General features: G+C 72.2%; 24 protein-coding genes. 14 read left to right on the top strand and 10 right to left on the bottom strand.

The window, feature by feature from the left end:
- The first annotated feature begins 1 nt into the window (after position 1).
- A complete protein-coding gene (locus tag ACFZDC_RS11510; RefSeq protein WP_391322564.1) occupies positions 2-796 on the top strand; it encodes a hypothetical protein in 795 nt (264 codons plus the stop codon).
- A 92-nt stretch (positions 797-888) separates the two neighbouring features.
- Here ACFZDC_RS11510 and hutH read toward each other — a convergent pair whose 3' ends face one another.
- The 3 genes from hutH to ACFZDC_RS11495 form a co-directional block, all read right to left on the bottom strand.
- Positions 889-2,445 (bottom strand): histidine ammonia-lyase, encoded by a 1,557-nt coding sequence (gene hutH / locus ACFZDC_RS11505; RefSeq protein WP_391322829.1) that lies wholly within the window; start codon positions 2,443-2,445, stop codon positions 889-891.
- Between the two features lie 64 nt (positions 2,446-2,509).
- The gene (locus tag ACFZDC_RS11500) at positions 2,510-3,697 is read right to left on the bottom strand and encodes a diguanylate cyclase domain-containing protein (protein ID WP_391322562.1); all 1,188 of its coding nucleotides are present in this window, start codon (positions 3,695-3,697) and stop codon (positions 2,510-2,512) included.
- Between the two features lie 100 nt (positions 3,698-3,797).
- Positions 3,798-4,592 carry an enoyl-CoA hydratase-related protein gene (locus ACFZDC_RS11495; RefSeq protein WP_391322561.1) on the bottom strand — a complete coding sequence of 265 codons (795 nt, stop codon included), beginning with the start codon at positions 4,590-4,592 and terminating at the stop codon, positions 3,798-3,800.
- Between the two features lie 203 nt (positions 4,593-4,795).
- Here ACFZDC_RS11495 and ACFZDC_RS11490 point away from each other — a divergent pair, with 203 nt between their 5' ends.
- A complete protein-coding gene (locus ACFZDC_RS11490) occupies positions 4,796-5,392 on the top strand; it encodes a hypothetical protein (RefSeq protein WP_391322559.1) in 597 nt (198 codons plus the stop codon).
- Between the two features lie 3 nt (positions 5,393-5,395).
- On the opposite strand, the gene ACFZDC_RS11485 is transcribed toward ACFZDC_RS11490, so the two are convergent.
- Positions 5,396-6,520: an adenylate/guanylate cyclase domain-containing protein gene (locus ACFZDC_RS11485; protein WP_391322557.1), complete on the bottom strand. Its 1,125-nt coding sequence runs from the start codon at positions 6,518-6,520 to the stop codon at positions 5,396-5,398.
- Positions 6,521-7,260: 740 nt separating this feature from the next.
- The gene (locus ACFZDC_RS11480; protein ID WP_391322555.1) at positions 7,261-8,121 is read right to left on the bottom strand and encodes a biotin--[acetyl-CoA-carboxylase] ligase; all 861 of its coding nucleotides are present in this window, start codon (positions 8,119-8,121) and stop codon (positions 7,261-7,263) included.
- Positions 8,122-8,232: 111 nt separating this feature from the next.
- On the opposite strand from ACFZDC_RS11480, the gene ACFZDC_RS11475 reads away from it, so the two are divergent.
- The 4 genes from ACFZDC_RS11475 to ACFZDC_RS11460 all read left to right on the top strand — a co-directional run bounded on the left by ACFZDC_RS11475 (position 8,233) and on the right by ACFZDC_RS11460 (position 11,010).
- Complete coding sequence (locus tag ACFZDC_RS11475; RefSeq protein ID WP_391322553.1) at positions 8,233-9,825, top strand: carboxyl transferase domain-containing protein; 1,593 nt, start codon at positions 8,233-8,235, stop codon at positions 9,823-9,825.
- A 24-nt stretch (positions 9,826-9,849) separates the two neighbouring features.
- On the top strand, positions 9,850-10,059 hold the full coding sequence (locus ACFZDC_RS11470; RefSeq protein ID WP_391322551.1) for an acyl-CoA carboxylase epsilon subunit: 210 nt from the start codon (positions 9,850-9,852) through the stop codon (positions 10,057-10,059).
- Between the two features lie 165 nt (positions 10,060-10,224).
- Positions 10,225-10,353, top strand: coding sequence for a morphogenic membrane protein MmpB (mmpB, locus tag ACFZDC_RS11465; protein WP_391322549.1), 129 nt, complete (start codon positions 10,225-10,227; stop codon positions 10,351-10,353).
- Positions 10,354-10,392: 39 nt separating this feature from the next.
- Complete coding sequence (locus ACFZDC_RS11460; RefSeq protein ID WP_391322546.1) at positions 10,393-11,010, top strand: Maf family nucleotide pyrophosphatase; 618 nt, start codon at positions 10,393-10,395, stop codon at positions 11,008-11,010.
- On the opposite strand, the gene ACFZDC_RS11455 is transcribed toward ACFZDC_RS11460, so the two are convergent.
- Positions 10,982-11,554 carry a hypothetical protein gene (locus ACFZDC_RS11455; RefSeq protein ID WP_391322544.1) on the bottom strand — a complete coding sequence of 191 codons (573 nt, stop codon included), beginning with the start codon at positions 11,552-11,554 and terminating at the stop codon, positions 10,982-10,984. The genes ACFZDC_RS11460 and ACFZDC_RS11455 overlap by 29 nt on opposite strands.
- Positions 11,555-11,944: 390 nt before the next feature.
- Between ACFZDC_RS11455 and ACFZDC_RS11450 the strand changes: the two genes are divergently transcribed.
- Positions 11,945-13,717, top strand: coding sequence for a biotin carboxylase N-terminal domain-containing protein (locus ACFZDC_RS11450; RefSeq protein WP_391322542.1), 1,773 nt, complete (start codon positions 11,945-11,947; stop codon positions 13,715-13,717).
- Between the two features lie 294 nt (positions 13,718-14,011).
- Here the strand turns inward: ACFZDC_RS11450 and ACFZDC_RS11445 are convergent, their stop codons facing one another.
- Together ACFZDC_RS11445 and ACFZDC_RS11440 are read right to left on the bottom strand one after the other, a co-directional pair.
- Positions 14,012-14,947 (bottom strand): DeoR family transcriptional regulator, encoded by a 936-nt coding sequence (locus ACFZDC_RS11445; RefSeq protein WP_391322541.1) that lies wholly within the window; start codon positions 14,945-14,947, stop codon positions 14,012-14,014.
- Positions 14,948-15,113: 166 nt separating this feature from the next.
- A complete protein-coding gene (locus tag ACFZDC_RS11440) occupies positions 15,114-16,562 on the bottom strand; it encodes an NAD(P)H-quinone dehydrogenase (RefSeq protein ID WP_391322539.1) in 1,449 nt (482 codons plus the stop codon).
- Between the two features lie 98 nt (positions 16,563-16,660).
- Between ACFZDC_RS11440 and ACFZDC_RS11435 the strand changes: the two genes are divergently transcribed.
- From ACFZDC_RS11435 to ACFZDC_RS11425, 3 genes are all read left to right on the top strand, one after another.
- Entirely contained in the window at positions 16,661-17,098 is a 438-nt protein-coding gene (locus tag ACFZDC_RS11435; RefSeq protein ID WP_391322537.1) for a gamma-glutamylcyclotransferase, read from the top strand.
- A gap of 114 nt (positions 17,099-17,212) precedes the next feature.
- Complete coding sequence (locus ACFZDC_RS11430) at positions 17,213-18,037, top strand: purine-nucleoside phosphorylase (protein WP_391322535.1); 825 nt, start codon at positions 17,213-17,215, stop codon at positions 18,035-18,037.
- Positions 18,038-18,471: 434 nt separating this feature from the next.
- Positions 18,472-20,103: a phospho-sugar mutase gene (locus ACFZDC_RS11425; protein WP_391322533.1), complete on the top strand. Its 1,632-nt coding sequence runs from the start codon at positions 18,472-18,474 to the stop codon at positions 20,101-20,103.
- Positions 20,104-20,402: 299 nt separating this feature from the next.
- Here ACFZDC_RS11425 and ACFZDC_RS11420 read toward each other — a convergent pair whose 3' ends face one another.
- The gene (locus tag ACFZDC_RS11420) at positions 20,403-21,086 is read right to left on the bottom strand and encodes a PH domain-containing protein (RefSeq protein ID WP_391322531.1); all 684 of its coding nucleotides are present in this window, start codon (positions 21,084-21,086) and stop codon (positions 20,403-20,405) included.
- A 136-nt stretch (positions 21,087-21,222) separates the two neighbouring features.
- Between ACFZDC_RS11420 and deoC the strand changes: the two genes are divergently transcribed.
- Genes deoC through ACFZDC_RS11405 form a run of 3 tightly spaced genes read left to right on the top strand, consistent with a single transcriptional unit; the run spans position 21,223 to position 24,592 of the window.
- Positions 21,223-22,221, top strand: a complete 999-nt coding sequence (gene deoC / locus ACFZDC_RS11415; RefSeq protein WP_391322827.1) for a deoxyribose-phosphate aldolase — start codon at positions 21,223-21,225, stop codon at positions 22,219-22,221.
- A gap of 6 nt (positions 22,222-22,227) precedes the next feature.
- The gene (locus ACFZDC_RS11410; RefSeq protein WP_391322529.1) at positions 22,228-23,658 is read left to right on the top strand and encodes an aldehyde dehydrogenase family protein; all 1,431 of its coding nucleotides are present in this window, start codon (positions 22,228-22,230) and stop codon (positions 23,656-23,658) included.
- A complete protein-coding gene (locus tag ACFZDC_RS11405; RefSeq protein WP_391322528.1) occupies positions 23,651-24,592 on the top strand; it encodes an aldehyde dehydrogenase family protein in 942 nt (313 codons plus the stop codon). Before ACFZDC_RS11410 ends, ACFZDC_RS11405 begins: the two co-directional genes overlap by 8 nt.
- A 77-nt stretch (positions 24,593-24,669) precedes the next feature.
- Here the strand turns inward: ACFZDC_RS11405 and ACFZDC_RS11400 are convergent, their stop codons facing one another.
- The gene (locus ACFZDC_RS11400; protein ID WP_391322526.1) at positions 24,670-25,095 is read right to left on the bottom strand and encodes a hypothetical protein; all 426 of its coding nucleotides are present in this window, start codon (positions 25,093-25,095) and stop codon (positions 24,670-24,672) included.
- A 160-nt stretch (positions 25,096-25,255) separates the two neighbouring features.
- On the opposite strand from ACFZDC_RS11400, the gene ACFZDC_RS11395 reads away from it, so the two are divergent.
- Complete coding sequence (locus ACFZDC_RS11395) at positions 25,256-25,858, top strand: uridine kinase (protein ID WP_391322825.1); 603 nt, start codon at positions 25,256-25,258, stop codon at positions 25,856-25,858.
- The last annotated feature ends 119 nt before the right edge of the window (positions 25,859-25,977 follow it).

Here is a 25,977-nt window from a genome sequence, read left to right as displayed (position 1 = left end):
CATGAAGAGATCATCGGGTGTGCGGCTGTGCGCCACCGTGGCTGTCGGTGCACTGTCGCTCGCCCTCATCACGGATTGCTCCGACGGGGGTTCGAAGGACGCCGGGGACGGCAAGGGCGGCGAGGCCGGGCAGCCGGCCGCGAAGGCGCTGAGCGCCGCCGAGCTGAAGAAGCTGATCCTCGCCAAGGGCGACGTGACCGGCTACAAGGTCGAGGCCGTCCAGGGCGGCACCCCCGCCAAGAGCGCGGTCAAGGCCGATGACGCGCAGTGCGGCCCGCTGCTCCGCGTCATGACCGGCATCGCGCCGGGCGACGCCGCGACGGAGACCAACCGCACGGTCCAGGAGGACAAGAAGGACCCGACGGACGACGCCACGTCCATGGCCGACCTGACCGACGGCAAGTTCGAGGACGCGCTCAAGGACTCGATGGACCGCGACACGACGGTGGTCGTCCTGTCCTCGTACGACGGGGACGGCGCCGAGAAGGCGATGCGGTCGGTCTCCGACGCGGTGAAGGCCTGCGCGGGCGGCTTCACGGGCGACCAGGCCGGCGACAGGGCGAAGTTCGCGAAGGTGGCCGAGGAGAAGTCCTCGGGTACGGGCGACGCGTCGGTGGCCTTCGCCGCGACCAGCGACATGGAGGACGGGGACACCGCTCCGGTCCACGTCCAGGTGGTGCGCCACGGGAACAACCTCGCGCCGTACACCACGGTCAACATCGGCGCGATGATGGCCGAGAAGGCCTACTCGGTGCCGGGCGCGGTCGTCACGGCCCAGGCGGCCAAGCTGAAGTGACGTCAAAAGGGGGCCCTGCCGCACGAGACGGGCCCCCTTTGCGCTTGCCCTTACCGCAGCGGTCCTTGCTCTTGCTGCAGCGGTGCTGGTTCTTACTGCAGCGGTCCGGTGACCGTCTCCACGGCGGCGACCAGGTGGCCCCCGCGGACGAACGCGTCGGCGGCGGCCAGGTCGGGCGCCAGGAACCGGTCCGGACCCGGGCCCTGCACACCGGCGGCGCGCACGGCCTCGATCACGGCCTGCGAGGCGGGCGCCGGGGCCAGGCCCTCGCGCAGTTCGATGCCGCGGGTGGCGGCGTACAGCTCGACGGCGATGATCCGGGTGAGGTTGTCGACGGCGGTGCGCAGTTTGCGCGCGGCCGACCAGCCCATGGACACGTGGTCCTCCTGCATCGCGGAGGACGGGATGGAGTCCGCGGAGGCCGGTACGGCGAGCCGCTTCATCTCGCTGACCAGGGCGGCCTGCGTGTACTGGGCGATCATCAGACCGGAGTCCACGCCGGCGTCGTCGGCGAGGAACGGCGGCAGGCCGTGGCTGCGGTTCTTGTCCAGCAGCCGGTCGGTGCGGCGCTCGGCGATGGAGCCGAGGTCGGCGGCCGCGATGGCGAGGAAGTCCAGGACGTAGGCCACCGGCGCGCCGTGGAAGTTGCCGTTGGACTCGACGCGGCCTCCCCCGGAGCCGATGCCCCCAGGCAGCACGACGGGGTTGTCGACGGCGGAGGCGAGTTCCCGCTCGGCGACGAGGCGGGCGTGCGCGAGGGTGTCGCGTCCGGCGCCGGCGACCTGCGGGGCGCACCGCACGGAGTAGGCGTCCTGGACGCGCGGGGCGTCGTCCTGGTGGTGTCCGGTGAGCTGGGAGCCCTTGAGCACGGCGAGCATGTTGGCGGCGGAGGCGCCCTGGCCCGGGTGCGGGCGGATGGCGTGCAGCTCCGGGGCGAGGACCTTGTCCGTGCCGAGCAGCGCCTCGAGGCTGAGGGCGGCGGTGATGTCGGCGGACTTGTAGAGGGTGTCCAGGTCGGCGAGGGCCATGATCAGCATGCCGAGCATGCCGTCGGTGCCGTTGAGGAGGGCCAGGCCCTCCTTCTCGCGCAGCTCGACGGGCTGGATCCCGTGCTCGGCGAGCAGCTCGCCGGCGGGCCGCACGATCCCGTCGGGGCCCTCCGCGTCCCCCTCGCCCATGAGCGCGAGGGCGCAGTGGGAGAGCGGAGCCAGGTCGCCGGAGCAGCCGAGGGAGCCGTACTCGTGCACGACCGGGGTGATCCCGGCGTTCAGCACGTCGGCCATGGTCTGCGCGACCTCGGGCCGGACACCGGTGTGGCCGGAGCAGACGGTCTTCAGGCGCAGGAACATCAGGGCCCGTACGACCTCGCGCTCGACTCGCGGGCCCATGCCGGCGGCGTGCGAGCGGACGATGTTGCGCTGCAGCTGGGCGCGCAGTTCCTGGCTGATGTGCCGGGTCGCCAGGGCTCCGAAGCCGGTGGAGACGCCGTAGACCGGCTCCGGCTTGGCCGCCAGCGCGTCCACGATCTCCCGGGCCGCCGCGAGGGCCGCCACCGCCTCCGCCGACAGCTCGATGCGGGCACCGCCGCGCGCCACGGCGAGAACGTCGGACGCCGTGACCCCGGACGTCCCCACCACCACAGTGTGCATATCCATATTCAGGAGCGTACGCATTGAATGCGTTGATGTCACTAGCGGAGAACCGGAGTGACCCTTACCGATCCGTGTGCTTCACCTCACGGTCGGCCCCCCACGACCGGCGGCCGCGGAAGCGGCGCCGCTCGCCCCGCTCGGCCTGCTCGGGCGGCGGTTCGTCGGCGAGGCGTACGACAGGATCGTCCGGCCCCTCCCGGCCCGCCACCACCGGCCGGTCCGCCCGCATGGCCTTGGCCCGGTACTGCGCCGCGTCGGCCAGCCGGAACAGCCGCCGGGCCGAGGGCACCGGTCCGATGGCGTCCTCGGTCGAGGCGAGCCCGCACGCCACCCCCTCACCCAGCTCCAGCTCCGCCGCCCGGCGGCACAGTTCGTCCGCCGCCTTGACCACGTCGTCGGCGGGTGGGCCCACGGCCAGCAGACAGAACTCGTCACCGCCGAGCCGCGCCGCCAGCGCGCCCGGCACCATCGCCCCGCACAGCGACAGCACGGAGCCGAAACGCTCCAGCAGTCGGTCGCCGACGGCGTGCCCCAGGGTGTCGTTGACCCGCTTGAGCCCGTTGACGTCGCAGACGACGAGGCTGACGACCACGCCGTCCGCGCGGTGCCGCTCGACGGCCTCCTCCAGGCGCACGTCGACGGCGCGGCGGTTGGCGAGGCCGGTGAGGGCGTCGGTGAACGCGAGCCGGTGCGCCTCCTCCAGTCGCTCGGTCTGGGCGAGCCCGGCGGCGACGACGGCGGCCAGCACGGTGGCGAAGTCGGCGTCGGGCCGCCCGTACACCGGCACCCCGATCGCGCGGGCCACATACAGCTCGCCCCAGGCCCTGCCGTGCAGCACGACCGGGGCGACGACGCAGCAGCCGCGCCCCCTGCGGCGCAGGGCGGCGACCCGCTGGTGGAAGTAACCGGGGGTACCGGCCGCCGTGCCCTCGGCGGTCTCCACCCACGCGTTCGGCCCGCCGCCTCCTGCCCACCGCTCGTGCAGGAACTCGGTGATCTCCGGGAACTGGTGCACCGGATAGGCCTCGAGCTCCGGGAACTCCTCCTCGTCCGGGCGGCGCTCCCCGACGTTCACGAGCACCCGCAACCGCCCCAGCTCCCGCTCCCACACCGACAGCGCGGCGAAGTTGCCGTCCAGCGCACGGCACGCACCGAGAGCGGCGGCCCGCCACGACTCCCGCGGAGTGTGTGCCGCCGCCATCCCCTGAGCCAGCGCCACCACAGCGGCGAGCCGCTTGTCCTCACCCATCACTCCAGGTTAGGAGAAATGGCGCCATTCGGGACATTGGTGCGGCGATCAGGTGGACTGCAGCCGGCTCGTCCCGGGCCGTAGCCGGTGCCCCAGCCCCTCACTCGCCGGGCCACTCGGGCTTGCGCTTCTCGTTGAACGCCGCCACCCCCTCCGCCCGGTCACCCGAGAACGCCACCGAGCGCCACGCCGCGTCCTCGACCTCCAGTCCGGCCCGCAGATCCAGCCCGTGCCCCAGCCGCAGCGCCCGCTTCGCCGCCCGCAGCCCCACCGGCGAGTTCCCGGCGATCCGCGCCCCCAGCGCCAGCGCCTCCTCGCGGTCCCGCCCCTCCTCCACCAGCTGGTCCACCAACCCCAGCTCGGCGGCCTCCGCCGCCTCCACCCGCCGGGCCGAGAAGATCAGCTCGGCCGCCCGCGCCGCCCCCACCCGCCGCGGCAGCAGCTGCGTACCGCCGCCCCCGGGAATCACGCCCACGGACACCTCCGGCAGCCCCACCACCGCCGTACGGTCCGCCACGATCAGGTCGCAGGACAGGGCCAGTTCGAAACCGCCGCCCAGCGCGAAGCCGTGCACCGCGGCGATCGTCGGCATCGGAAGCTCCAGCACCCCGGTGTACGCCCCGCGCGCCACCGGCCGCTGGCGCACCAGGTCCGCGTCACTGAAGGAGTTCCGCTCCTTCAGGTCGGCCCCCACGCAGAACGCCCTGTCATGGGAGGAGGTCAGCACGACCACGCGCGCCTCCCGGTCGGCGGCGAGCGCGGTGCAGGCACTCCCGAGGGAGCGGGCCATCCCCGTCGAGACGGCGTTCATGGCCTTGGGCCGGTCCAGTACCAGCTCCGCCACGTGCCCGTGCCGCCGCACCAGCACGAACTCCCCGAACCGCTCCTCGCTCATGACACCCTCCGGTTAACGCGGGTTAACTCACTGTCGGCCCGATCATCGCAGCCGTACCCCGCACCGGGAAAGAGCCGCCCCCGCCCGCTGTTCTACCCCCGTTCGAGTGACATCCCGGCCGTCTCACCCCACACCGCCCACAGGAGCGCATAGCGTGCGCTCCGCCACGACGCGCCCCCGGCGCGCGGCGGGGAGGGAACCTCATGACACCGATACGTGCGCAGGACCAGCAGGCCGATCGGGCGGCAACGGCGGAACAGGGCCCGCACGCCGCGGCCCGCGGCCGGCACCGCAAGCCCCGCCCCCGCAAGATACTGCTCGCCGCCGGCGGCCTCGCGCTCGTCGCCGGTGTCCTCAGCCTGGTGCGCGTCGCCCCGGAGACCAGGGTCGGCGCCCCGGGGACGGCGGAGGCGGAGCCGCGGCTCGACCCGACCGGTGACGTCACCGACAGCTCGGCCGCCCCTCAAGGCTCCGACCCCACGGCACCGCCCTCGGCCACCTCGGTCATGGGCGGGGTGAGCGCCGCACCGACGACGGGCAGGGCCACTCCCACGCCGTCGGCCACCCCCACCTCGCTCCCCGGCAGCACCGGCGTCCCGACCACCATCCCGACGGGCACCCCGCGGCCGACGAGCACACCGACCACGACGGGACCGCGCCCGGCGACCACGACACCCACGCCCGCCCGGACCCCGACACCGACCCCGAGCCACAGCACGACCGCGCCCGCGCCGGGTGGCGAGGCGTGCGTACCGGTGATCGGCCTGTGCGTGGACCTGCCGGGCGTCGCGCGGCGGTAGCCCTCAGGCCTGGCTGTCGCGACGGGTGAGCAACCACGGCTCGACCACGCCGAGCCCACGGACCGGGCGCTGCCACATCGGCTGGAGCGCGAAGCGGTACGTCGGCGGCTCCTCGCCCTCCTTCTCCGCCGCGGCCGCGGCCTCCGCCGCCTCCGCCTCCGAGGCGGGTGCCTCGCCGCTGCGGATCAGCTCCTCGGCGAAGGCGCTGTCCACCAGCACGGCGTCGCGCGGCGCTATGGACGTCAGGCGGGAGGCGAGATTGACCGTCGTACCGAAGACATCACCCATGCGGGTGGTCACCGTGCCGAAGGCCATGCCCACGCGCAGCTCCGGCATGGTCTCGTCGTTCGACATCGTCTCGACCAGCCGCAGGGCGATGTCCGCGGCCGTGCCGGCGTCGTCCGCGGCGTACAGCACCTCGTCACCGAGGGTCTTGATGAGCCGGCCGCCACGCGCGGCCACCAGGTCGGCGGCCGTCGTCTCGAAGGCCTCGACCAGCTCGCCGAGCTCCTCTTCCTCCATCCGGCGGGTCAGCCGCGTGAACCCCACCAGATCGGCGAAGCCGACCGCGAGCCGCCGGTCGACCATCTCCTCGTCGTCGGCGGTCTGCACCACACGGCCCGCCGAGGCGGCGAGCTGGCGGCGCCAGACGTAGACCAGGAACTCCTCCAGCTCGGGCAGGAGCAGCTCGACGATCGGGTACGTCACCTCGGTGCGGGTCATGCCCGGCTCGGGCGGCTCGGTCAGCCCCTCCAGGAAGGAATCGATCTGCCACTCCGCCAACCGGGCGGTGGTCTGCCCCGTGGACCGGGCCACCTGCACCGCCATGGCCTCGCTCAGCAGCCCCGCCTCGACCAGACCGGCGAGGCGCCGCAGCGCCAGTACGTCGGCCTCGGTGAGCGCCTTGGCCTGTCCGATGTCCGCGAACCCCATGGCCCGCCAGAACCGCGACGCCAGCTCCATGGAGACACCGGCGCTGCGGGCCGCCTGGAAAGGGGTGTAGCGCCGCTCGGCGCCCAGGATGAGCTGCTCGAGACGCAGGGCAAGCGGATCCTCGCCGGAGTCGGCGGCGTCGGGGTCCACCCGGCCGTCCGCGTCCGCGCCGGAGCCCGTGTCGTCGACGGTCACGCCTGCTGCCCTTCCGATCTGCCACGGTCAGGTTCGACCGGCCTCAACTCTACGGCAGGTGTGCGCCAGCTCACTCGGTCGGGTTCGGCCGAGGGAGTCAGCCCACCCCCGGTCATCCACGGCGGGGAAGGGGACGGGTCGGGGGTGTCCGCCCGCAGCGGTTGGCGCGTCGACACCAGCACGTCGGCGGCCGACCGATTCCGCGCCGTTCCGAGGACGGCACCCCCGGACACGGCCGCGACACCCGGCGACACCGGGCGCTGGGCGCACCCCCACCCAACCGCACATGCGCCGCACCTGCCACACACACCCCACCCGCCGCACACGCCACGCATACCCCACCCGCCGCGCAGACACCGCAGCCCCCCAACGCACCGCACAGAGGCCAGGCACACCCCACGAGCCGCACAGGCGCTTCCTGCACCCCGCCCAGTCACACAGACACCGCAGGCACCGTCACGCAGGCCGCACGGACGCCACAGAGACGCGCCACCCAACTGCACAGGCGCTCCGCACACCCCACCGAACCGCACGGACGCCAGGCGCACCCCCAACGCACCGCACAGAGGCCAGGCGCACCCCCACCGAGCCGCACGGACGCCGGCGCACCCCAGTGGACGCACGGGCGCTACCCGCAACCTCCCAGGCAGCCGCACAGACGTCACAGATGCCACGACGCCCGACCAGCCCCACAGACACCAAGGGCACCCTCACTCCGCGCGCAGGCGCCGCAGGCACCCTCACGCAGGTCGCAGATGCACGATGTCCCCCGCCCCCACCGGCTCCTGCACGCCCGACTCCGTGGCGATGACCAGGCGTCCGTCGCCGTCGACCGCCACGGCCTCCCCCACCACGGAACGATCCCCGGGCAGCTCCGCCCGCACCACCCGCCCGAGCGTCGCGCACCCCGCGGCGTACGTCTCCTGCAGCCCGCTGGCCACCGGATCACCGCTCGCCGCCCGCCACCGCCCGTACCAGTCCTCCAGCGACCGCAGCAGAGCCCGCAGCAGCGGATCCCGGTCCGTGCTCACCGCGCCGGCCAGCACCAGCGACCCGGCCTGGGGGACCGGCAGCTCCTCCGCCCGCAGGGAGACGTTGATGCCCACGCCGATGACCACGCCGTCGTCGCCGGCCCGCTCAGCGAGGATGCCCCCGGCCTTGCGCTCCTCGCCTCCCACGGTCACCAGCAGGTCGTTCGGCCACTTCAGGGCCGTGTCCACCCCTGCCGCCCGGGACAGCCCCGTCGCCACCGCCACCCCGGTGAGCAGCGGCAGCCAGCCCCAGCGGGCCACCGGCACCTCGGAGGGCTTCAGCAGGACGGAGAAGAAGAGACCGGAGCGCGCCGGTGCCGTCCACTGGCGGTCCAGGCGGCCCCGCCCGGCCGTCTGCTCCTCCGCGACCAGCACCGCTCCCTCCCCCGCCTTGCCGGCCGCGGCCCGGGCCACCAGGTCGGAGTTGGTGGAACCGGTGCGCTGGACGAGCTCGACCTCCGACCACAGGCTGCCCTCCCGGACGAGCCCGCGGCGCAGCGCCGCGGCGTTCAAGGGCGGACGGTCCAGGTCGGACCAACGGCTGTCGTCTGATGCATTGTGCGGCGTCATGCAAGTCACCCTAGGTGTGGGAAACGCCGCACTGCCGACACCGAGACACACCACTACTCTACGGATGAGTAACCGTCCCCCCTTTTGAGCAGGCAGGGAGCCGCGATCCCGATGTCCGAGCCGGAAGAGATCGACATTCACACGACCGCGGGCAAGCTCGCGGATCTGCAACGCCGTATCCATGAGGCGACGCACGCCGGCTCGGAGCGCGCCGTCGAAAAACAGCACGCGAAGGGCAAGCTGACGGCCCGTGAGCGGATCGAGCTGCTGCTCGACGAGGGCTCCTTCGTCGAACTGGACGAGTTCGCCCGGCACCGCTCCACCAACTTCGGGCTGGACAAGAACCGCCCGTACGGAGACGGCGTCGTCGTCGGCTACGGCACCGTGGACGGCCGCCCCGTCGCCGTCTTCTCGCAGGACTTCACCGTCTTCGGCGGCGCCCTCGGCGAGGTCTACGGCCAGAAGATCGTCAAGGTCATGGACTTCGCCCTGAAGACCGGCTGCCCGGTCATCGGCATCAACGACTCCGGCGGCGCCCGCATCCAGGAAGGCGTGGCCTCCCTGGGCGCCTACGGCGAGATCTTCCGCCGCAACACCCACGCCTCCGGCGTCATCCCGCAGATCAGCCTGGTCGTCGGCCCCTGCGCGGGCGGTGCGGTCTACTCCCCGGCCATCACCGACTTCACGGTCATGGTCGACCAGACCTCGCACATGTTCATCACCGGCCCGGACGTCATCAAGACCGTCACCGGCGAGGACGTCGGCTTCGAGGAGCTGGGCGGCGCCCGCACCCACAACTCCACCTCCGGCGTGGCCCACCACATGGCGGGCGACGAGAAGGACGCCATCGAGTACGTCAAGCAGCTGCTGTCGTACCTGCCGTCCAACAACCTCAGCGAGCCCCCCGTCTTCCCGGAGGAGGCGGACCTCTCGGTCACCGACGAGGACCGCGAGCTGGACACGCTCGTCCCGGACAGCGCGAACCAGCCGTACGACATCCGCACGGTGATCGAACACATCCTGGACGACGCCGAGTTCTTCGAGACGCAGGCACTGTTCGCACCGAACATCGTCACCGGCTTCGGCCGGGTCGAGGGCCACCCCGTGGGCATCGTCGCCAACCAGCCCATGCAGTTCGCCGGCTGCCTCGACATCGACGCCAGCGAGAAGGCCGCCCGCTTCGTACGCACGTGCGACGCCTTCAACATCCCGGTGCTCACCTTCGTGGACGTGCCGGGCTTCCTCCCGGGCGTCGACCAGGAGCACACCGGCATCATCCGCCGCGGCGCCAAGCTGATCTACGCCTACGCGGAGGCGACGGTCCCGCTGATCACCGTCATCACCCGCAAGGCCTTCGGCGGTGCCTACGACGTCATGGGCTCCAAGCACCTGGGCGCCGACCTCAACCTCGCCTGGCCCACCGCCCAGATCGCCGTCATGGGCGCCCAGGGCGCGGTCAACATCCTGCACCGCCGCACCATCGCCGAGGCTGAGGCGACGGGAGAGGGCGAGGCGACCCGGGCCCGGCTCATCCAGGAGTACGAGGACACCCTGCTCAACCCCTACGTCGCGGCCGAGCGCGGCTACATCGACGCGGTGATCATGCCGTCCGACACCCGCGCCCATGTCGTCCGCGGATTGCGTCAGCTGCGCACCAAGCGGGAATCCCTGCCTCCGAAGAAGCACGGCAACATCCCCCTCTAGGCCCCGCGGACCCTGGGAGCGGTCATGAACATCAAGGTCGTACGAGGCAACCCGACCCCGGAGGAGCTGGCCGCCGCCCTGGCGGTGGTCCGCGCCCGCGCCGTGGCGGCAGCGGCAACGCCGCCCGGCGCGCCCGGCCCCCGGGACTCCTGGTCGGACCCGTCCCGCATCGCGGCCGCGCGCCTGCCCCAGCCGGGTCCGGCGTCCTGGACCCGGACCTACTGGCCGAGCTGAGGGCAGCCGGCCGGGGGCGCGGACTGTGCCGGTATGCGGCCCCGCCGCATACCGGCACAGTCCGTACCCGGCCCCGCCGCGTGGGCGCGGTTCAGTGCGGTGCCGGGTGCAACATGAGTACGCGTACTCAGGCACCCGGCACACAGCAGGCCGCACGCTGGAAGAATGCTGTGGTCAGACCCCGAGAACGAGCCGCCCGAAGAACTGCGCGACATGCAGGAGATGCTGCGGCGGCTCGGTCTCGTCCTGGCCCTGGCCATGCTGCTCGGGATGATCGTGATCGGCCTGCGGTAGCGCAGCGACCCCGGGCGGCGACCCCGCTAACCTGACCGCATGACTGCTAAGCCGCGCAGACGACTCGTGCTCGCCTCCCAGTCCCCCGCCCGGCTGGGCCTCCTGCGCCAGGCAGGCCTCGCGCCCGAGGTGATCGTCAGCGGGGTCGACGAGGACGCCGTCACCGCGCCCACCCCCGCCGAGCTGGCGCTCGCCCTCGCCGAGGCCAAGGCCTCCGTCGTGGCGGCGAAGCCCGAGGTGCAGGGCGCCCTGGTGATCGGCTGCGACTCGGTGCTGGAACTGGACGGGCAGGCCCTCGGCAAGCCCGCCGACGCCGAGGAGGCCACCGCCCGCTGGAAGTCCATGCGCGGGCGGGCCGGCACCCTCCAGACGGGCCACTGCGTCTGGGACACGGCGGCCAAGCGGTACGTCTCCGGGACCGCCTCGACCGTCGTGCGCTTCGGCGAGCCCTCGGACGAGGAGATCGCCGCGTACGTCGCCTCCGGCGAACCCCTCTACGTCGCCGGAGCGTTCACCCTGGACGGCCGTTCGGCGCCGTTCATCGAGGGCATCGACGGCGACCACGGCAACGTGATCGGCATCAGCCTGCCCCTCGTGCGGCGGCTGCTGGCCGAACTGGGTGTCGGCATCACGGAGTTGTGGGCGCCGGCTGAGTGACCTGGGCCGGGACGGAGTCCTGCGGTTCCTCGTCCCCGTCCTGCGGCCCACCCGTACGACTGTGCGACTCGGCCGCTCTGCCCGGAGCATCGACCGGCTCGTCCTGCGCCCTCGGGTCGCCGCCCTGCCCTCCGGCGCCACCGCCGGAGGCACCCTGTGCCCGGCCGCCGTCATGGTCGTACGTCATCAGGAGCAGCACGACGAGGGCGAGCACCACCACCATGAAGAGGAAGGCCGTCCAGCCCACCAGACCCCAGGCGAACGCGCCCAGCAGGCCGTGCACCACCGCGGCGCTGACCAGCAGAATCCGGCCGAATCCGGCGGGAGCCCGGTTGCGTATCGCGACGAGCAGCGCCACCAGGGCGCACAGGGCGAAGTAGAGGCCGAAGACGAGGCCGCCGATCTTCGAGGACGTCGACATGACGTCGGGGTCGAGGCCGGCCAGGGACATCTTCTGCCGGTCCACGACCACTCCGAGGAACCAGTTCAGCCCCGCGATCACGAACGCCTCGGCCAAGAGGACGACCGCCACGACCCACGCCACCGGTCTGCGTACCACCAGCCCCCACCCACTTTCGACCTCAGCCCGAGCAGAGCTGCTGTTACCTGAAGTACGTTCGAGTCATCGCGAACGCTACTAACGGGTAAACCCTGGGACAAGGGTTCGGTCGGCGGCAAAGAATCATTGGGCCATTCGTAGGGACTCGACAAAGAAACGGAGTGGCCCGCGGCACGCTCTCACAGAGACCTTGACCACACGACGGAGCTAGGGTTTCCCGAAGGAGTCCTGCGTACCAAGGGGTGACAAGGGATTTCGCGGGTCGGGCGAGCCCCGCATCACGCTCCGTGTGGGCAAGCTCACCACTGGGGACGGGTCGAAGTGCCGTGTCGGCAGTCCCTAAACTCGGCTTGTTTCAAGGAGGGAGCCTCAATCGTGCGCAAGGTGCTCATCGCCAACCGTGGCGAAATCGCTGTCCGCGTGGCCCGGGCCTGCCGGGACGCCGGGATCGCGAGCGTGGCCGTCTACGCCGACCCGGACCGGGACGCTCTGCATGTCCGCGCCGCGGATGAGGCGTTCGCTCTGGGCGGTGACACCCCGGCCACCAGCTATCTGGACATCGAGAAGGTCCTGAACGCCGCACGCGAGTCCGGTGCGGATGCCGTTCACCCCGGCTACGGTTTCCTCTCGGAGAACGCCGAGTTCGCGCAGGCGGTCCTGGACGCCGGTCTGATCTGGATCGGCCCGCCCCCGCAGGCGATCCGCGATCTGGGTGACAAGGTCGCCGCCCGGCACATCGCGCAGCGCGCCGGTGCCCCGCTGGTGGCCGGCACTCCGGACCCCGTCTCCGGCGCGGACGAGGTCGTCGCCTTCGCCGAGCAGCACGGTCTGCCGATCGCCATCAAGGCCGCCTTCGGCGGCGGCGGTCGCGGCCTGAAGGTCGCCCGCACCCTCGAAGAGGTCCCGGAGCTGTACGACTCCGCGGTGCGCGAGGCGGTCGCCGCCTTCGGCCGTGGCGAGTGCTTCGTCGAGCGCTACCTGGACCGTCCGCGCCACGTGGAGACCCAGTGCCTCGCCGACAAGCACGGCAACGTGGTCGTGGTGTCCACCCGTGACTGCTCGCTGCAGCGCCGCCACCAGAAGCTGGTCGAGGAGGCGCCCGCGCCGTTCCTGTCCGACGAGCAGGTCGCCGAGCTGTACCGGGCCTCGAAGGCGATCCTGAAGGAGGCCCACTACGAGGGCGCGGGTACCTGTGAGTTCCTGGTCGGCCAGGACGGCACGATCTCCTTCCTCGAGGTGAACACCCGCCTCCAGGTGGAGCACCCGGTGACCGAGGAGGTCGCCGGCATCGACCTGGTCCGCGAGATGTTCCGGATCGCCGACGGCGAGGAGCTGGGCTACGACGACCCGCCGCTGCGCGGACACTCGTTCGAGTTCCGGATCAACGGCGAGGACCCCGGCCGCAACTTCCTGCCGGCCCCCGGCACGGTGACCACCTTCGCCCCGCCCTCCGGCCCGGGCGTCCGCCTGGACGCGGGCGTGGAGTCCGGCAGCGTGATCGGCCCCGCCTGGGACTCGCTGCTCGCCAAGCTCGTCGTCACCGGCCGCACCCGCAAGGAGGCCCTGGAGCGGGCCTCCCGCGCCCTGGAGGAGTTCCAGGTCGAGGGCATGGCCACCGCGATCCCGTTCCACCGCGTGGTGGTCAGGGACCCGGCGTTCGCCCCGGAGCTGACCGGCTCCACCGAGCCGTTCAAGGTCCACACGCGGTGGATCGAGACCGAGTTCGTGAACGAGATCAAGCCCTTCGCGGCCCCGGCCGACACGGAGGCGGACGAGGAGACGGGCCGCGAGACGGTCGTCGTCGAGGTCGGCGGCAAGCGCCTGGAGGTCTCCCTCCCGTCCTCGCTCGGCATGTCCCTGGCCCGTACCGGCCTCGCCGCCGGCGCCAAGCCCAAGCGCCGGGCGGCCAAGAAGTCCGGCCCGGTGGCCTCCGGTGACACCCTGGCGTCCCCGATGCAGGGCACCATCGTGAAGGTGGCCGTGGAGGAGGGCCAGGAGGTCAAGGAGGGCGACCTGGTCGTCGTCCTGGAGGCCATGAAGATGGAACAGCCCCTCAACGCCCACAAGGCGGGCACCATCAAGGGCCTCAACTTCGAGGTCGGCGCCTCGGTCACGTCGGGCGCCGCGATCTGCGAGATCAAGGACTGACAGCGAGAACCTGCGTGGCGCCCGGCGGACACCAGCTCTGCCGGGCGTCGCCTTTTCCAGTCCCCGGGGGCAGCCGGCCCGAGGGACGCGGGGAACTGCGCGACCCACCACGACGAACCCGCACCCGCCCGACCACCACAAGCCCTACGGCGGCCGGGCACCACACCCGATCACCACAAGCCCTACGGCGACCGGGCACCACACACCCGACCACGACAAGCCCTACGGCGACCGGGCACCACACACCCGACCGGCACAAGCCACACGGCGAGGGCCGCCGGAGCCACGCAGTACCTAGCGGCGCCGCAGATCCGCGACACGCCCCCGCTCGGTCCCCGCAGGCTGCTCCCCCAGCATCCCGCGCAGTCCCCCTCCGGGAACCCCCCGCCGAGGCCCGGGCAGAGCCCGCTGACGCGCCGCAGGCCCCTGCTCACCCCCCGGGCTCCCACTCGCCCCGGCCACGGCGATCTGCACCCCCTGATCCGCGAGAGCCTGCAGCTCCGTGGCGGCGCGGTCGTCGTGCGGTGGCGGCTCGTCGGTGACCAGCCGGGTGATGACGTCGGTCGGCACCGTCTGGAACATGGTGTCCGTGCCCAGCTTGGTGTGGTCGGCGAGGACCACGACCTCCGCGGCGGCCTGCACCAGCGCCCGGTCGACGGACGCCGAGAGCATGTTGGACGTGGACAGGCCCCGCTCCGCGGTCAGGCCGCTCCCCGAGAGGAACGCCCTCGACACTCTCAGCCCCTGCAGGGACTGCTCGGCGCCGGAGCCGACGAGGGCGTAGTTGGAGCCGCGCAGGGTGCCGCCGGTCATCACGACTTCCACCCGGTTGGCATGCGCCAACGCCTGCGCCACCAAGAGGGAGTTGGTGACGACGGTCAGCCCGGGCACCCGCGCGAGCCGGCGGGCCAGCTCCTGCGTGGTCGTACCCGCCCCGACCACGATGGCCTCGCCCTCTTCGACGAGGCCCGCGGCGAGGTCGGCGATGGCCGTCTTCTCGGCGGTCGCGAGATGGGACTTCTGCGGAAAGCCGGACTCCCGCGTGAACCCGCCCGGCAGTACCGCACCGCCGTGCCGGCGGTCGAGGAGTCCTTCTGCCTCCAGTGCGCGCACGTCCCGCCGTACGGTCACTTCGGAGGTCTGGACGACGCGGGCGAGTTCACGGAGCGACACGGCCCCGTTCGCTCGCACCATTTCGAGGATCAATTGGCGACGTTCTGCAGCGAACACGAAACTGACAGTAACCCCAACGACCGTCTGCTTTCAGCAGTTTGCGCCGAATAACAGAAGTTGTTCGTACGGCAGGGCGGTGAGTGGTATAAGGCCTAGTCTCCCCGCCTATGCCGTACGCATGCGCGACAACTCCCCGTGACCAGCGGGAAGTCGGGACCGCGCGTCAGGCCTCGGCGCCCGCCTTGCGCGTGTGCAACTGCCGTGCCACCTCCGCGATCGACCCCGAAAGGGAGGGATACACGGTGAATGCGTTCGCGATCTGTTCGACCGTCAGATTGTTGTCGACGGCGATCGAGATGGGATGGATCAGTTCCGAGGCGCGCGGCGCCACCACGACACCGCCCACGACGATGCCCGTACCCGGCCGGCAGAAGATCTTCACGAAGCCGTCCCGGATGCCCTGCATCTTGGCGCGCGGGTTCCGCAGCAGGGGCAGCTTCACGACCCGGGCGTCGATCTTGCCCGCGTCCACGTCCGCCTGGCTGTAACCGACGGTGGCGATCTCGGGGTCGGTGAAGACGTTGGAGGAGACGGTCTTGAGGTTCAGCGGGGCCACCGCGTCGCCGAGGAAGTGGTACATGGCGATGCGCCCCTGCATCGCCGCCACCGAGGCGAGCGCGAAGACGCCGGTCACGTCGCCGGCCGCGTACACACCCGGCGCGGTCGTCCGGGACACCTTGTCGGTCCAGATGTGCCCGGACTCGCGCACCTTGACGCCGGCCCCCTCCAGGCCCAGCCCCGCGCTGTTCGGAATGGCACCGACGGCCATGAGGCAGTGCGAGCCGGTGATGACCCGCCCGTCGGCCAGCGTCACCTCGACCCGGTCGCCGACGCGCTTGGCGGACTGCGCGCGGGAGCGGGCCATGACGTTCATGCCGCGGCGCCGGAAGACGTCCTCCAGCACGGCGGCCGCATCCGGGTCCTCGCCCGGCAGCACGCGGTCACGGGACGAGACGAGCGTGACCTTCGAGCCCAGGGCCTGGTAGGCACCGGCGAACTCGGCACCGGTGACACCCGACCCGACCACGATCAGCTCGTCCGGCAGCTCGGTGAGGTCGTAGACCTGGGTCCAGTTGAGGATGCGCTCGCCGTCGGGCTGGGCGTCGGGCAGCTCGCGCGGGTGACCGCCGGTGGCGATGAGGACGGCGTCGGCGGTGAGGGTCTCCTCGGTGCCGTCTGCGGCGGTGACGACGACCTTGCGGGAACCGTCGAGGGCCTGCATGCCGTCCAGCCGGCCGCGGCCGCGCATGACCCGGGCGCCGGCGCGGGTGACGGAGGCGGTGATGTCGTGCGACTGCGCGAGCGCGAGCCGCTTCACACGGCGGTTGACCTTCCCCAGGTCCACCCCGACCACCCGGGCCGCCTGCTCCAGCGGCGGGGTGTCGTCGGCGACGATGATCCCCAGCTCCTCGTAGGAGGAGTCGAAGGTGGTCATCACCTCGGCCGTAGCGATAAGGGTCTTCGACGGCACGCAGTCGGTCAGCACCGACGCTCCGCCCAGACCGTCGCAGTCGACGACGGTCACCTCCGCGCCGAGCTGGGCGGCCACCAGGGCCGCCTCGTATCCGCCGGGTCCGCCACCGATGATCACGATCCGAGTCACGTACCCCATTGTCCCGCACGCTTCAAGGTGCTACTGCCCGGGGGCCGACGAGGGGTCGTCCCCGGGACGCGAGGGACGGCTGATCCCCCCTGCCGTACCCTCTCCCCATGTCGTTCTACGCCGCGTACGCGGGCAACCTCGACGCGCGGCTGATGTCCCGCCGCGCCCCGCACTCCCCGCTGCGCGCCATCGGCTGGCTGAACGGCTGGCGGCTGACCTTCGGCGGCGAGCAGCTGGGCTGGGAGGGCGCGCTGGCCACGATCGTGGAGGAGCCCGGCGACCAGGTCTTCGTCGGTCTGTACGACATCGCACCCATGGACGAGGAGTCCCTCGACCGGTGGGAGGGCGTCGGTCTCGGCATCTACCGGCGCGTGCGGGTACGCGTGCACACCCTGGACGGCGAGGAACCGGCGTGGGCGTACGTCCTCAACGCCTACGAGGGCGGCCTGCCCTCGGCCCGCTACCTGGGCGAGATCGCGGATGCCGCCGAGTCGGCCGGTGCGCCCCACGACTACGTGATGGAGCTGCGGAAACGGCCCTGCTGACCGGGGCCCCGGCCCCGAAGGACCCCCTCCTCGTCGAAAACGACAAGACAACGATCGCATTCCCGTGGGCTCCGTCATCTACGCGCGTAGGCGAAGACCGGCTACCCTCGTCGCGTGAACGCATCTCTTCTTCCGGACGACATCCAGGGCGACCCCTACGCCGCCGCCGACGCCGCCGCCGCGCGCCTGCGCGAACTCTCCGGCGCCGAGACCCACGACGTCGCCCTCGTGATGGGCTCCGGCTGGGCTCCGGCCGTCGACGCCCTGGGCGCTCCCGACGCCGAGTTCCAGGTCACCGAGCTGCCCGGCTTCCCGCCGCCGGCGGTCGAGGGGCACGGCGGCAAGATCCGCTCGTACTCCTTCGGTGACAAGCGTGCCCTGGTCTTCCTGGGCCGCACGCACTACTACGAGGGCCGCGGGGTGGCCGCGGTCGCGCACGGCGTCCGTACGGCCGTGGCGTCGGGCTGCAAGACCGTCGTGCTGACCAACGGCTGCGGCGGCCTGCGCGAGGGCATGCGCCCCGGCCAGCCGGTGCTGATCAGTGACCACATCAACCTGACGGCCACGTCGCCGATCGTCGGCGCCAACTTCGTCGACCTGACGGACCTGTACTCGCCCCGCCTGCGCGCCCTGTGCAAGGACATCGACTCCTCCCTGGAGGAGGGCGTCTACGCACAGTTCCCCGGCCCGCACTACGAGACACCGGCCGAGATCCGTATGGCCCGCGTGATCGGCGCCGACCTGGTCGGCATGTCCACGGTCCTCGAGGCGATCGCCGCCCGTGAGGCCGGCGCCGAGGTCCTGGGCATCTCCCTGGTCACCAACCTCGCGGCAGGCATGACCGGCGAGCCCCTCAACCACGAGGAGGTCCTCCAGGCAGGCCGCGACTCGGCAGCCCGCATGGGCCAGCTGCTGGCACAGGTACTGGGCCGGCTGTAAGCCGACCCGAGCCCTGCGACGGCGCCGACGCGTCGCGGGGCACCGCGGCGGCGAGTGGGCCGTGGGTACTGCTGCGGCGACACAGCGACGCAGGTGGGCCACGGACGCCGCGGCGGCACAAGCGGGGCATGGTTGCTGCGGCGGCACGAACGGGCCGTACCGCGCCGGAGGCGTACGCGGTCCACGGTTGCGGCGAACCGCGGCAGCCGGTGCCGGGGGCCTGCCGTGGTGTCGGCGCGCCACGGCGGCGCGCGGCGCCGAGCGGCCCACGGCCCTGCGGCGATGCGAGCGGACCGCGGCCACTGCGCCGGGGTCGAGCATGACCCCGCGCGGCCACTTCTCAGCCGAGTGAGTCGGGTGGGTGGGCAAGGACGGGGGGTCCGGGGGCGGAGCCCCCAGGGGACCAGGCAGACACAGGAGAGGTTGATCCCAAGGTGCACGACGATCTCATTGCCAAGGCCGACGCATGGCTCGCCGAGGACCCGGACCCGGAGACCCGCGACGAACTGGCCAAGCTGATCGAGGCCGGGGACGTCGCCGAACTCTCCGCCCGCTTCGGCGGCACCCTCCAGTTCGGCACAGCCGGCCTGCGAGGCGAACTCGGCGCCGGCCCCATGCGCATGAACCGCGGCGTCGTCATCCGCGCCGCCGCCGGCCTCGCCGCCTACCTGAAGAAGAGCGGCCAGACCGACGGGGTGGTCGTCATCGGCTACGACGCCCGCCACAAGTCCGCCGACTTCGCCCGGGACACCGCCGCCGTCATGACCGGCGCCGGCCTGCGTGCGGCCGTACTGCCCCGCCCCCTGCCCACCCCCGTCCTGGCCTTCGCCATAAGGCACCTGGGCGCGGTGGCCGGCGTGGAGGTCACCGCCAGCCACAACCCGCCCCGGGACAACGGCTACAAGGTGTACCTCGGCGACGGCTCCCAGATCGTCCCGCCGGCGGACGCGGAGATCGCCGCCGAGATCGACGCGATCGTCTCCCTGAACGACGTACCCCGCCCGGAGGCCGGCTGGGAGACCCTGGACGACGCGGTCCTGGACGCCTATCTGGCCCGTACGGACGCCGTCCTGTCCCCCGGCTCCCCGCGCACCGCCCGCACGGTCTACACGGCGATGCACGGCGTCGGCCGGGACGTCCTGATGGCCGCCTTCGCCCGGGCCGGCTTCCCCGAGCCGGTGCTGGTCGCCGAACAGGCCGACCCGGACCCGGACTTCCCGACGGTCGCCTTCCCGAATCCGGAGGAGCCGGGCGCGATGGACCTGGCGTTCGCGCAGGCCCGCACCACCGACCCGGACCTCGTCATCGCCAACGACCCCGACGCCGACCGCTGTGCCGCGGCCGTCAAGGACGGCGCCGGCTGGCGCATGCTGCGCGGCGACGAGGTCGGCGCGCTCCTCGCCGCCCATCTGGTGGGCCGCGGAGCCACCGGCACCTTCGCGGAGTCGATCGTCTCCTCCTCCCTGCTCGGCCGCATCGCCGAGCGGGCGGGACTGCCGTACGAGGAGACCCTCACCGGCTTCAAGTGGATCGCCCGCGTGGAGGGCCTGCGCTACGGCTACGAGGAGGCCCTGGGCTACTGCGTGGACCCCGAGGGCGTACGGGACAAGGACGGCATCACCGCCGCGCTCCTGATCACCGAGCTGGCCTCCGTGCTCAAGGAGCAGGGCCGCACCCTCCTCGACCTCCTCGACGACCTGGCCGTCGAGCACGGCCTGCACGCCACCGACCAGCTGTCGGTCCGCGTCCAGGACCTCTCCGTCATCTCGGAGGCGATGCGCAGGCTGCGCGAGCAGCCCCCGACGGAGCTGGCGGGTCTGCCCATCACCCGTGCCGAGGACCTCACCCGGGGCACGGACAGGCTCCCGCCCACCGACGGCCTGCGCTACACCCTCGAGGGTGCCCGTGTCATCGTCCGCCCCAGCGGCACCGAGCCCAAGCTGAAGTGCTACCTGGAGGTCGTCGTACCGGTCGCGGCCCACGCCGATCTGCCGGCCGCCCACACGCGCGCGGCCGAGCTGCTCGCGGCCATCAAGCGGGACCTGTCCGCGGCCGCCGGCATCTGAGAAACCGCCTCGTGGGGGTGGTCCGGGCTCCGGGGCACCCCCTGCGCGTCCCCGCGGAACAGGCCCCGCGGAAGCAACCGGGCCGCCGCCGGCCCCACCCCGGCCGGGAGCCTTTCAGGCAGGGCGGAGGTGGGCCGCGGCAGCAACTGCCCGGGGACGGTGTTCATCGGTTTTCCGGACAGTCGGACGGCACGGGAGATTGCCGTCCCCCGCCGTCCCCGCGGCTGCGGGGACGGGCAGCCGATGGTGGCCGTGACGACGGTGAGCGGGCCGGGACCCGCTGCCCGGCGGGCCGGGCCTCAGCCCGTCGCCAGCAGGACCGCCAGCAGGACCGCCCCGGCGACCGCGGGCGCGATCACCTCGTAGGCCCAGCGCACGGTGACCTCTCCCTGCGCCGACCGGGCCTTTCCGCGCCGTTCCATGGTCGTGCGCAGATCGTCGATGACCTGGTCGGTCTCCGCACGGGTCGGGCCCTCGTGACCGCCGAGGCCCCCGGGGCTGCCGAACCCGCCGAATCCCAGACCCCCGGACCGGCCGTCGCGCTCGGCGGCGCGCTCCGTCCGGGTCTGCCGACGCGCCGCCTTCTTGCGGGCGCGCAGCGAGACGGGGATGGCCCACAGCTGGTACTTGGTGCCGGAGTTGGCGATGACCTCGTTGGTGTAGCCGGAGCGCAGGGAGGCGACTTCGCCCCAGGGCAGGATGATCACCCGGAACGGATTGCGGACCCGCAGCCGGTCCTCGCCCGCGAAGACCGCCGGACGCAGGGTGAAGGCGATCACCAGCGGGACGGTCAGGATCAGCCCGGCGAGCGCCAACCAGGGGGTGCGCCCGTGTCCGCCGACCAGCGCGTCGAGGCCCAGCCAGCCGACCAGCACGAGCAGCAGCACACCGGCCACCAGCGCCATGGGCGAGCGGTAGATCAGGTCCTTGGTGGTGGACGCCGGAGACTGTGGCGGGGGTGACTGGTGGTCCGGGGTCGTCATGGTCCCGATTCTGCCGCACGCCTGCGGCGCTCGGCCGACCACCCGGGCGTGGGGCGGGTCCGCCCCCCGCGCCGCCCAGGAACCGTCCCCCGGGGTATACATCCGCTACGCGCGTAGATATGCTCGTCTGGTGACCATGCCCACCTCCCCCAAGCTCTCGGCTTCGCTCGAACAGGGCGGTGCCCCCACCTCCATCGCACCCGCTCTCGCCGACGTCACCGCGTCCGACAGCACGCTGCGCCGCTTCCTCCACGGGCTGCCCGGCGTCGACGCGGTCGGCCTGGAGGCGCGCGCCGCGTCTCTCGGCACCCGTTCCATCAAGACCACCGCGAAGGCGTACGCCATCGACCTCGCCATCTCGATGGTCGACCTGACGACGCTGGAAGGCGCGGACACCCCGGGCAAGGTCCGGGCGCTCGGCGCCAAGGCGGTCCACCCCGACCCGACGGACCGTACGACCCCGGCCACGGCCGCGGTGTGCGTCTACCCCGACATGGTGGCCACCGCCAAGGAGGCCGTCGCCGGCTCGGGCGTGAAGGTCGCCTCGGTCGCCACCGCCTTCCCGGCCGGCCGCGCCGCCCTCGACGTGAAGCTGGCCGACGTACGCGACGCCGTCGCCGCGGGGGCCGACGAGATCGACATGGTCATCGACCGGGGCGCGTTCCTCGCGGGCAAGTACCTGAAGGTGTACGACGAGATCGTCGCGGTGAAGGAGGCCTGCGGGGCGAGCGCCCGTCTGAAGGTCATCTTCGAGACGGGCGAGCTGTCGACGTACGACAACATCCGCCGGGCGAGCTGGCTGGGCATGCTGGCGGGCGCGGACTTCATCAAGACGTCCACCGGCAAGGTCGCGGTCAACGCCACGCCCGCCAACACCCTGCTGATGCTGGAGGCGGTGCGCGACTTCCGCGCCCAGACGGGTGTCCAGGTCGGCGTGAAGCCCGCCGGCGGTATCCGCACCAGCAAGGACGCGATCAAGTTCCTGGTCCTGGTCAACGAGACCGCGGGCGAGGACTGGCTGGACAACCACTGGTTCCGCTTCGGCGCCTCCTCGCTCCTGAACGACCTGCTGATGCAGCGTCAGAAGCTGGCCACCGGCCGCTACTCCGGCCCCGACTACGTGACGGTGGACTGATCCCCCATGGCTTTTGAGTACGCACCCGCCCCCGAGTCCCGCGCGGTCGTCGACATCGCGCCCTCGTACGGCCTCTTCATCGACGGCGAGTTCACCGAAGCCGCCGACGGCAAGGTCTTCAAGACCATCTCGCCGAGCACGGAAGAGGTGCTGTCGGAGGTCGCCCAGGCCGGTTCGGAAGACGTCGACCGTGCCGTCAGGGCCGCACGCAAGGCGTTCGAGAAGTGGTCGGCGCTGCCCGGCTCCGAGCGCGCGAAGTACCTGTTCCGCATCGCCCGCATCATCCAGGAGCGCAGCCGTGAGCTGGCGGTCCTGGAGACGCTGGACAACGGCAAGCCGATCAAGGAGACCCGCGACGCGGACCTCCCGCTGGTCGCCGCGCACTTCTTCTACTACGCGGGCTGGGCGGACAAGCTCGACCACGCCGGCTTCGGCGCCGGTCCCCGGCCGCTGGGCGTGGCCGGCCAGGTCATCCCCTGGAACTTCCCGCTGCTGATGCTGGCGTGGAAGATCGCCCCGGCCCTCGCGACCGGCAACACGGTCGTCCTCAAGCCCGCCGAGACCACCCCCCTCTCCGCGCTCTTCTTCGCGGACATCTGCCGCCAGGCGGGCCTGCCCCGGGGTGTCGTCAACATCCTTCCGGGCTACGGCGACACGGGCGCCGCGCTCGTCGCGCACCCGGACGTCAACAAGGTCGCCTTCACCGGATCGACCGCGGTCGGCAAGGAGATCGCGCGGACCGTCGCCGGCACCCGCAAGAAGCTCACCCTCGAACTGGGCGGCAAGGGCGCCAACATCGTCTTCGACGACGCCCCGATCGACCAGGCCGTCGAGGGCATCGTGACCGGCATCTTCTTCAACCAGGGCCAGGTCTGCTGTGCGGGCTCCCGCCTCCTCGTCCAGGAGTCCGTCCAGGACGAGTTGCTGGACGCCCTGAAGCGCAGGCTCTCCACCCTGCGCCTCGGCGACCCGCTGGACAAGAACACCGACATCGGCGCGATCAACTCCGCCGAGCAGCTGTCCCGGATCACCGCGCTGGCCGAGCGGGGCGAGGCGGAGGGCGCCGAGCGCTGGTCGCCCGCATGCGAACTCCCGGAGAGCGGCTACTGGTTCGCCCCGACGCTGTTCACGGGCGTCACGCAGGCCCACACCATCGCCCGTGACGAGATCTTCGGCCCGGTGCTGTCGGTCCTCACCTTCCGTACGCCCGACGAGGCGGTGGCCAAGGCGAACAACACGCAGTACGGCCTGTCGGCGGGCATCTGGACCGAGAAGGGTTCGCGGATCCTGGCCGTCGCCAACAAGCTGCGCGCCGGTGTCGTCTGGTCCAACACGTTCAACAAGTTCGACCCCACCTCGCCGTTCGGCGGCTACAAGGAGTCGGGCTTCGGCCGCGAGGGCGGCCGCCACGGCCTGGAGGCGTACCTCGATGTCTGAGAAGTCTGACAAGCACGAGAAGTCCGTGAAGTCCGAGCAGAGCCGTCTGGCGGTCTTCAAGACCTACAAGCTGTACGTCGGCGGGAAGTTCCCGCGTTCCGAGAGCGGCCGGGTGTACGAGGTGACGGCGAAGACATCAGCGGCCGGCGAGGGCAAGTGGCTGGCCAACGCTCCCCAGTCCTCCCGCAAGGACGCCCGTGACGCGGTCGTGGCCGCGCGCAAGGCGTTCGGCAGCTGGTCCGGCGCTACCGCCTACAACCGCGGCCAGGTCCTGTACCGCGTCGCGGAGATGCTGGAGGGCCGCAGGGACCAGTTCGTCCGGGAGGTCGCGGACGCGGAGGGCCTGTCGAAGTCGAAGGCGGCCGCGGTCGTGGACGCCACGATCGACCGCTGGGTCTGGTACGCGGGCTGGACCGACAAGATCGCCCAGGTGATCGGCGGCGCCAACCCGGTCGCGGGCCCGTACTTCAACCTGTCCTCCCCGGAGCCGACCGGCGTGGTCGCCGTGCTGGCCCCGCAGGAGTCGTCCTTCCTCGGCCTGGTGTCGGTGCTCGCCCCGGTGATCGCCACCGGCAACACGGCGGTCGTCGTCACCTCCGAGAAGGCCCCGCTGCCCGCCCTGTCCCTGGGCGAGGTGCTGGCCACCTCGGACGTCCCGGGCGGTGTCGTCAACGTCCTGTCCGGCCGTACGGCGGAAATCGCGGCACCGCTGGCCGCGCACCAGGACGTCAACGCGATCGACCTCGCGGGCGCCGACGAGGTGCTGGCCAAGGAGCTGGAGATCGCGGCGGCGGACAACCTGAAACGCGTCCTTCGTCCACAGCCTGTGGATTACTTCGAGACGCCCGGCATCGACCGCCTGACGGCGTTCCTGGAGACCAAGACGGTCTGGCATCCGACGGGGTCGCTGGGCGCGTCCGGTTCCTCCTACTGAGCCGGGGCTCCCCAGAACGAGAGCCGCGCCGCCCCTCCGTCCGGGGGCGGCGCGGCTCTCCTCATGAGCGTCGGCGTTCAGCCCAGCGGTGCGCCCGTACCGCCGCCCAGCAGCCCGGTCACCTGCCCCGCCACCGGTACCGCGCCGAGCGACCGCGCCTCGGCGACCGGCCGGGTCAGGGCCTGCGAGGTGAGCGGCTTGAAGTCGGCGACCTGGGTGCCGACGCCGTTGTCGAGCGGGTCGACGCCGGTACCGGCGAGCGGGTTCGGCTTCAGACCCGCGACCGGACCGGTGACGTAGCCGACCGTGCCGGTGAGGGACGCCAGGCCCGCCTTCGGGTCGATGTTGCCGAGCGAGGTGGGACGCCACGGCACCTCCACGGGCCGACCGGCCGCGTCCGCGTGTGCCGCCGCAGCGCCCGCGCCCAGGGCTGCCCCGGCGGTGGCGAGGGCGATCAGGGCGCGCTGCGCGGCGGGGTACTGCAAGGAAGTGTGTCGGGCCATCGCTGGTGCCACCTTCTGGTGCGCAGGGTAATGAGGTCGATACACAGGGTAGTTGAGGTGGGACTCACGCTCAAAAGCCGACCCGCGGGGTCGGCAGGGGGCCTGCCATACGTCAAACTGGTGTTCCGTGAGCATTCATCCGCCGTCCCCCGCCCGTGTCGTGCTGCTGTGCGGCCCCTCGGGTTCGGGCAAGTCCCTCGTCGCCGCCCGTTCCGGGCTGCCCGTGCTGCGCCTCGACGACTTCTACAAGGAGGGCGACGACCCGACACTGCCGCTGGTGGACGGGAGTTCGGACATCGACTGGGATCACCCGCAGTCGTGGGACGCGGACGTCGCGATCGAGGCCATCGCCCGTCTCTGCGCCACGGGTTCGACGCCGGTGCCGGTCTACGACATCGCGCTGAGCGCCCGTACCGGCGAGGAGACGCTGCACATCGGGCGCACCCCGCTGTTCATCGCCGAGGGCATCTTCGCCGCGGAGGTCGTGGAGCGCTGCCGTGAACGGGGGCTCCTGGCCGACGCGCTGTGCCTGACCCGCGGTCCGGTCACGACCTTCCGCCGGCGTTTCCTGCGGGACCTGAAGGAGGGCCGCAAGTCGGTGCCGTTCCTGCTGCGCCGCGGCTGGCGGCTGATGCGCGCGGAGCGGTCGATCGTGACTCGCCAGGTCTCCCTTGGCGCCCACCCCTGCGACCGCGACGAGGCTCTGGGCCGGCTGGCGGCGGCAGCGGCGGGTCGGCAGACGCGTCAGCGGACCGTGGCGTAACCGGACGTACGGAAACGCGAAAACGGGACTGGACGGACCTCCGGTCCCTCCAGTCCCGCTCCCCGTGCTCCCCCGTATCCCCGTGGGACCACCCCCCAGTGGTCCCCCGTGGCTCCCCC

It is taken from the genome of Streptomyces sp. NPDC007905, from assembly GCF_042959345.1.
Taxonomy (GTDB): domain Bacteria; phylum Actinomycetota; class Actinomycetes; order Streptomycetales; family Streptomycetaceae; genus Streptomyces.
This window is presented reverse-complemented; position numbering and strand designations above follow the sequence as displayed.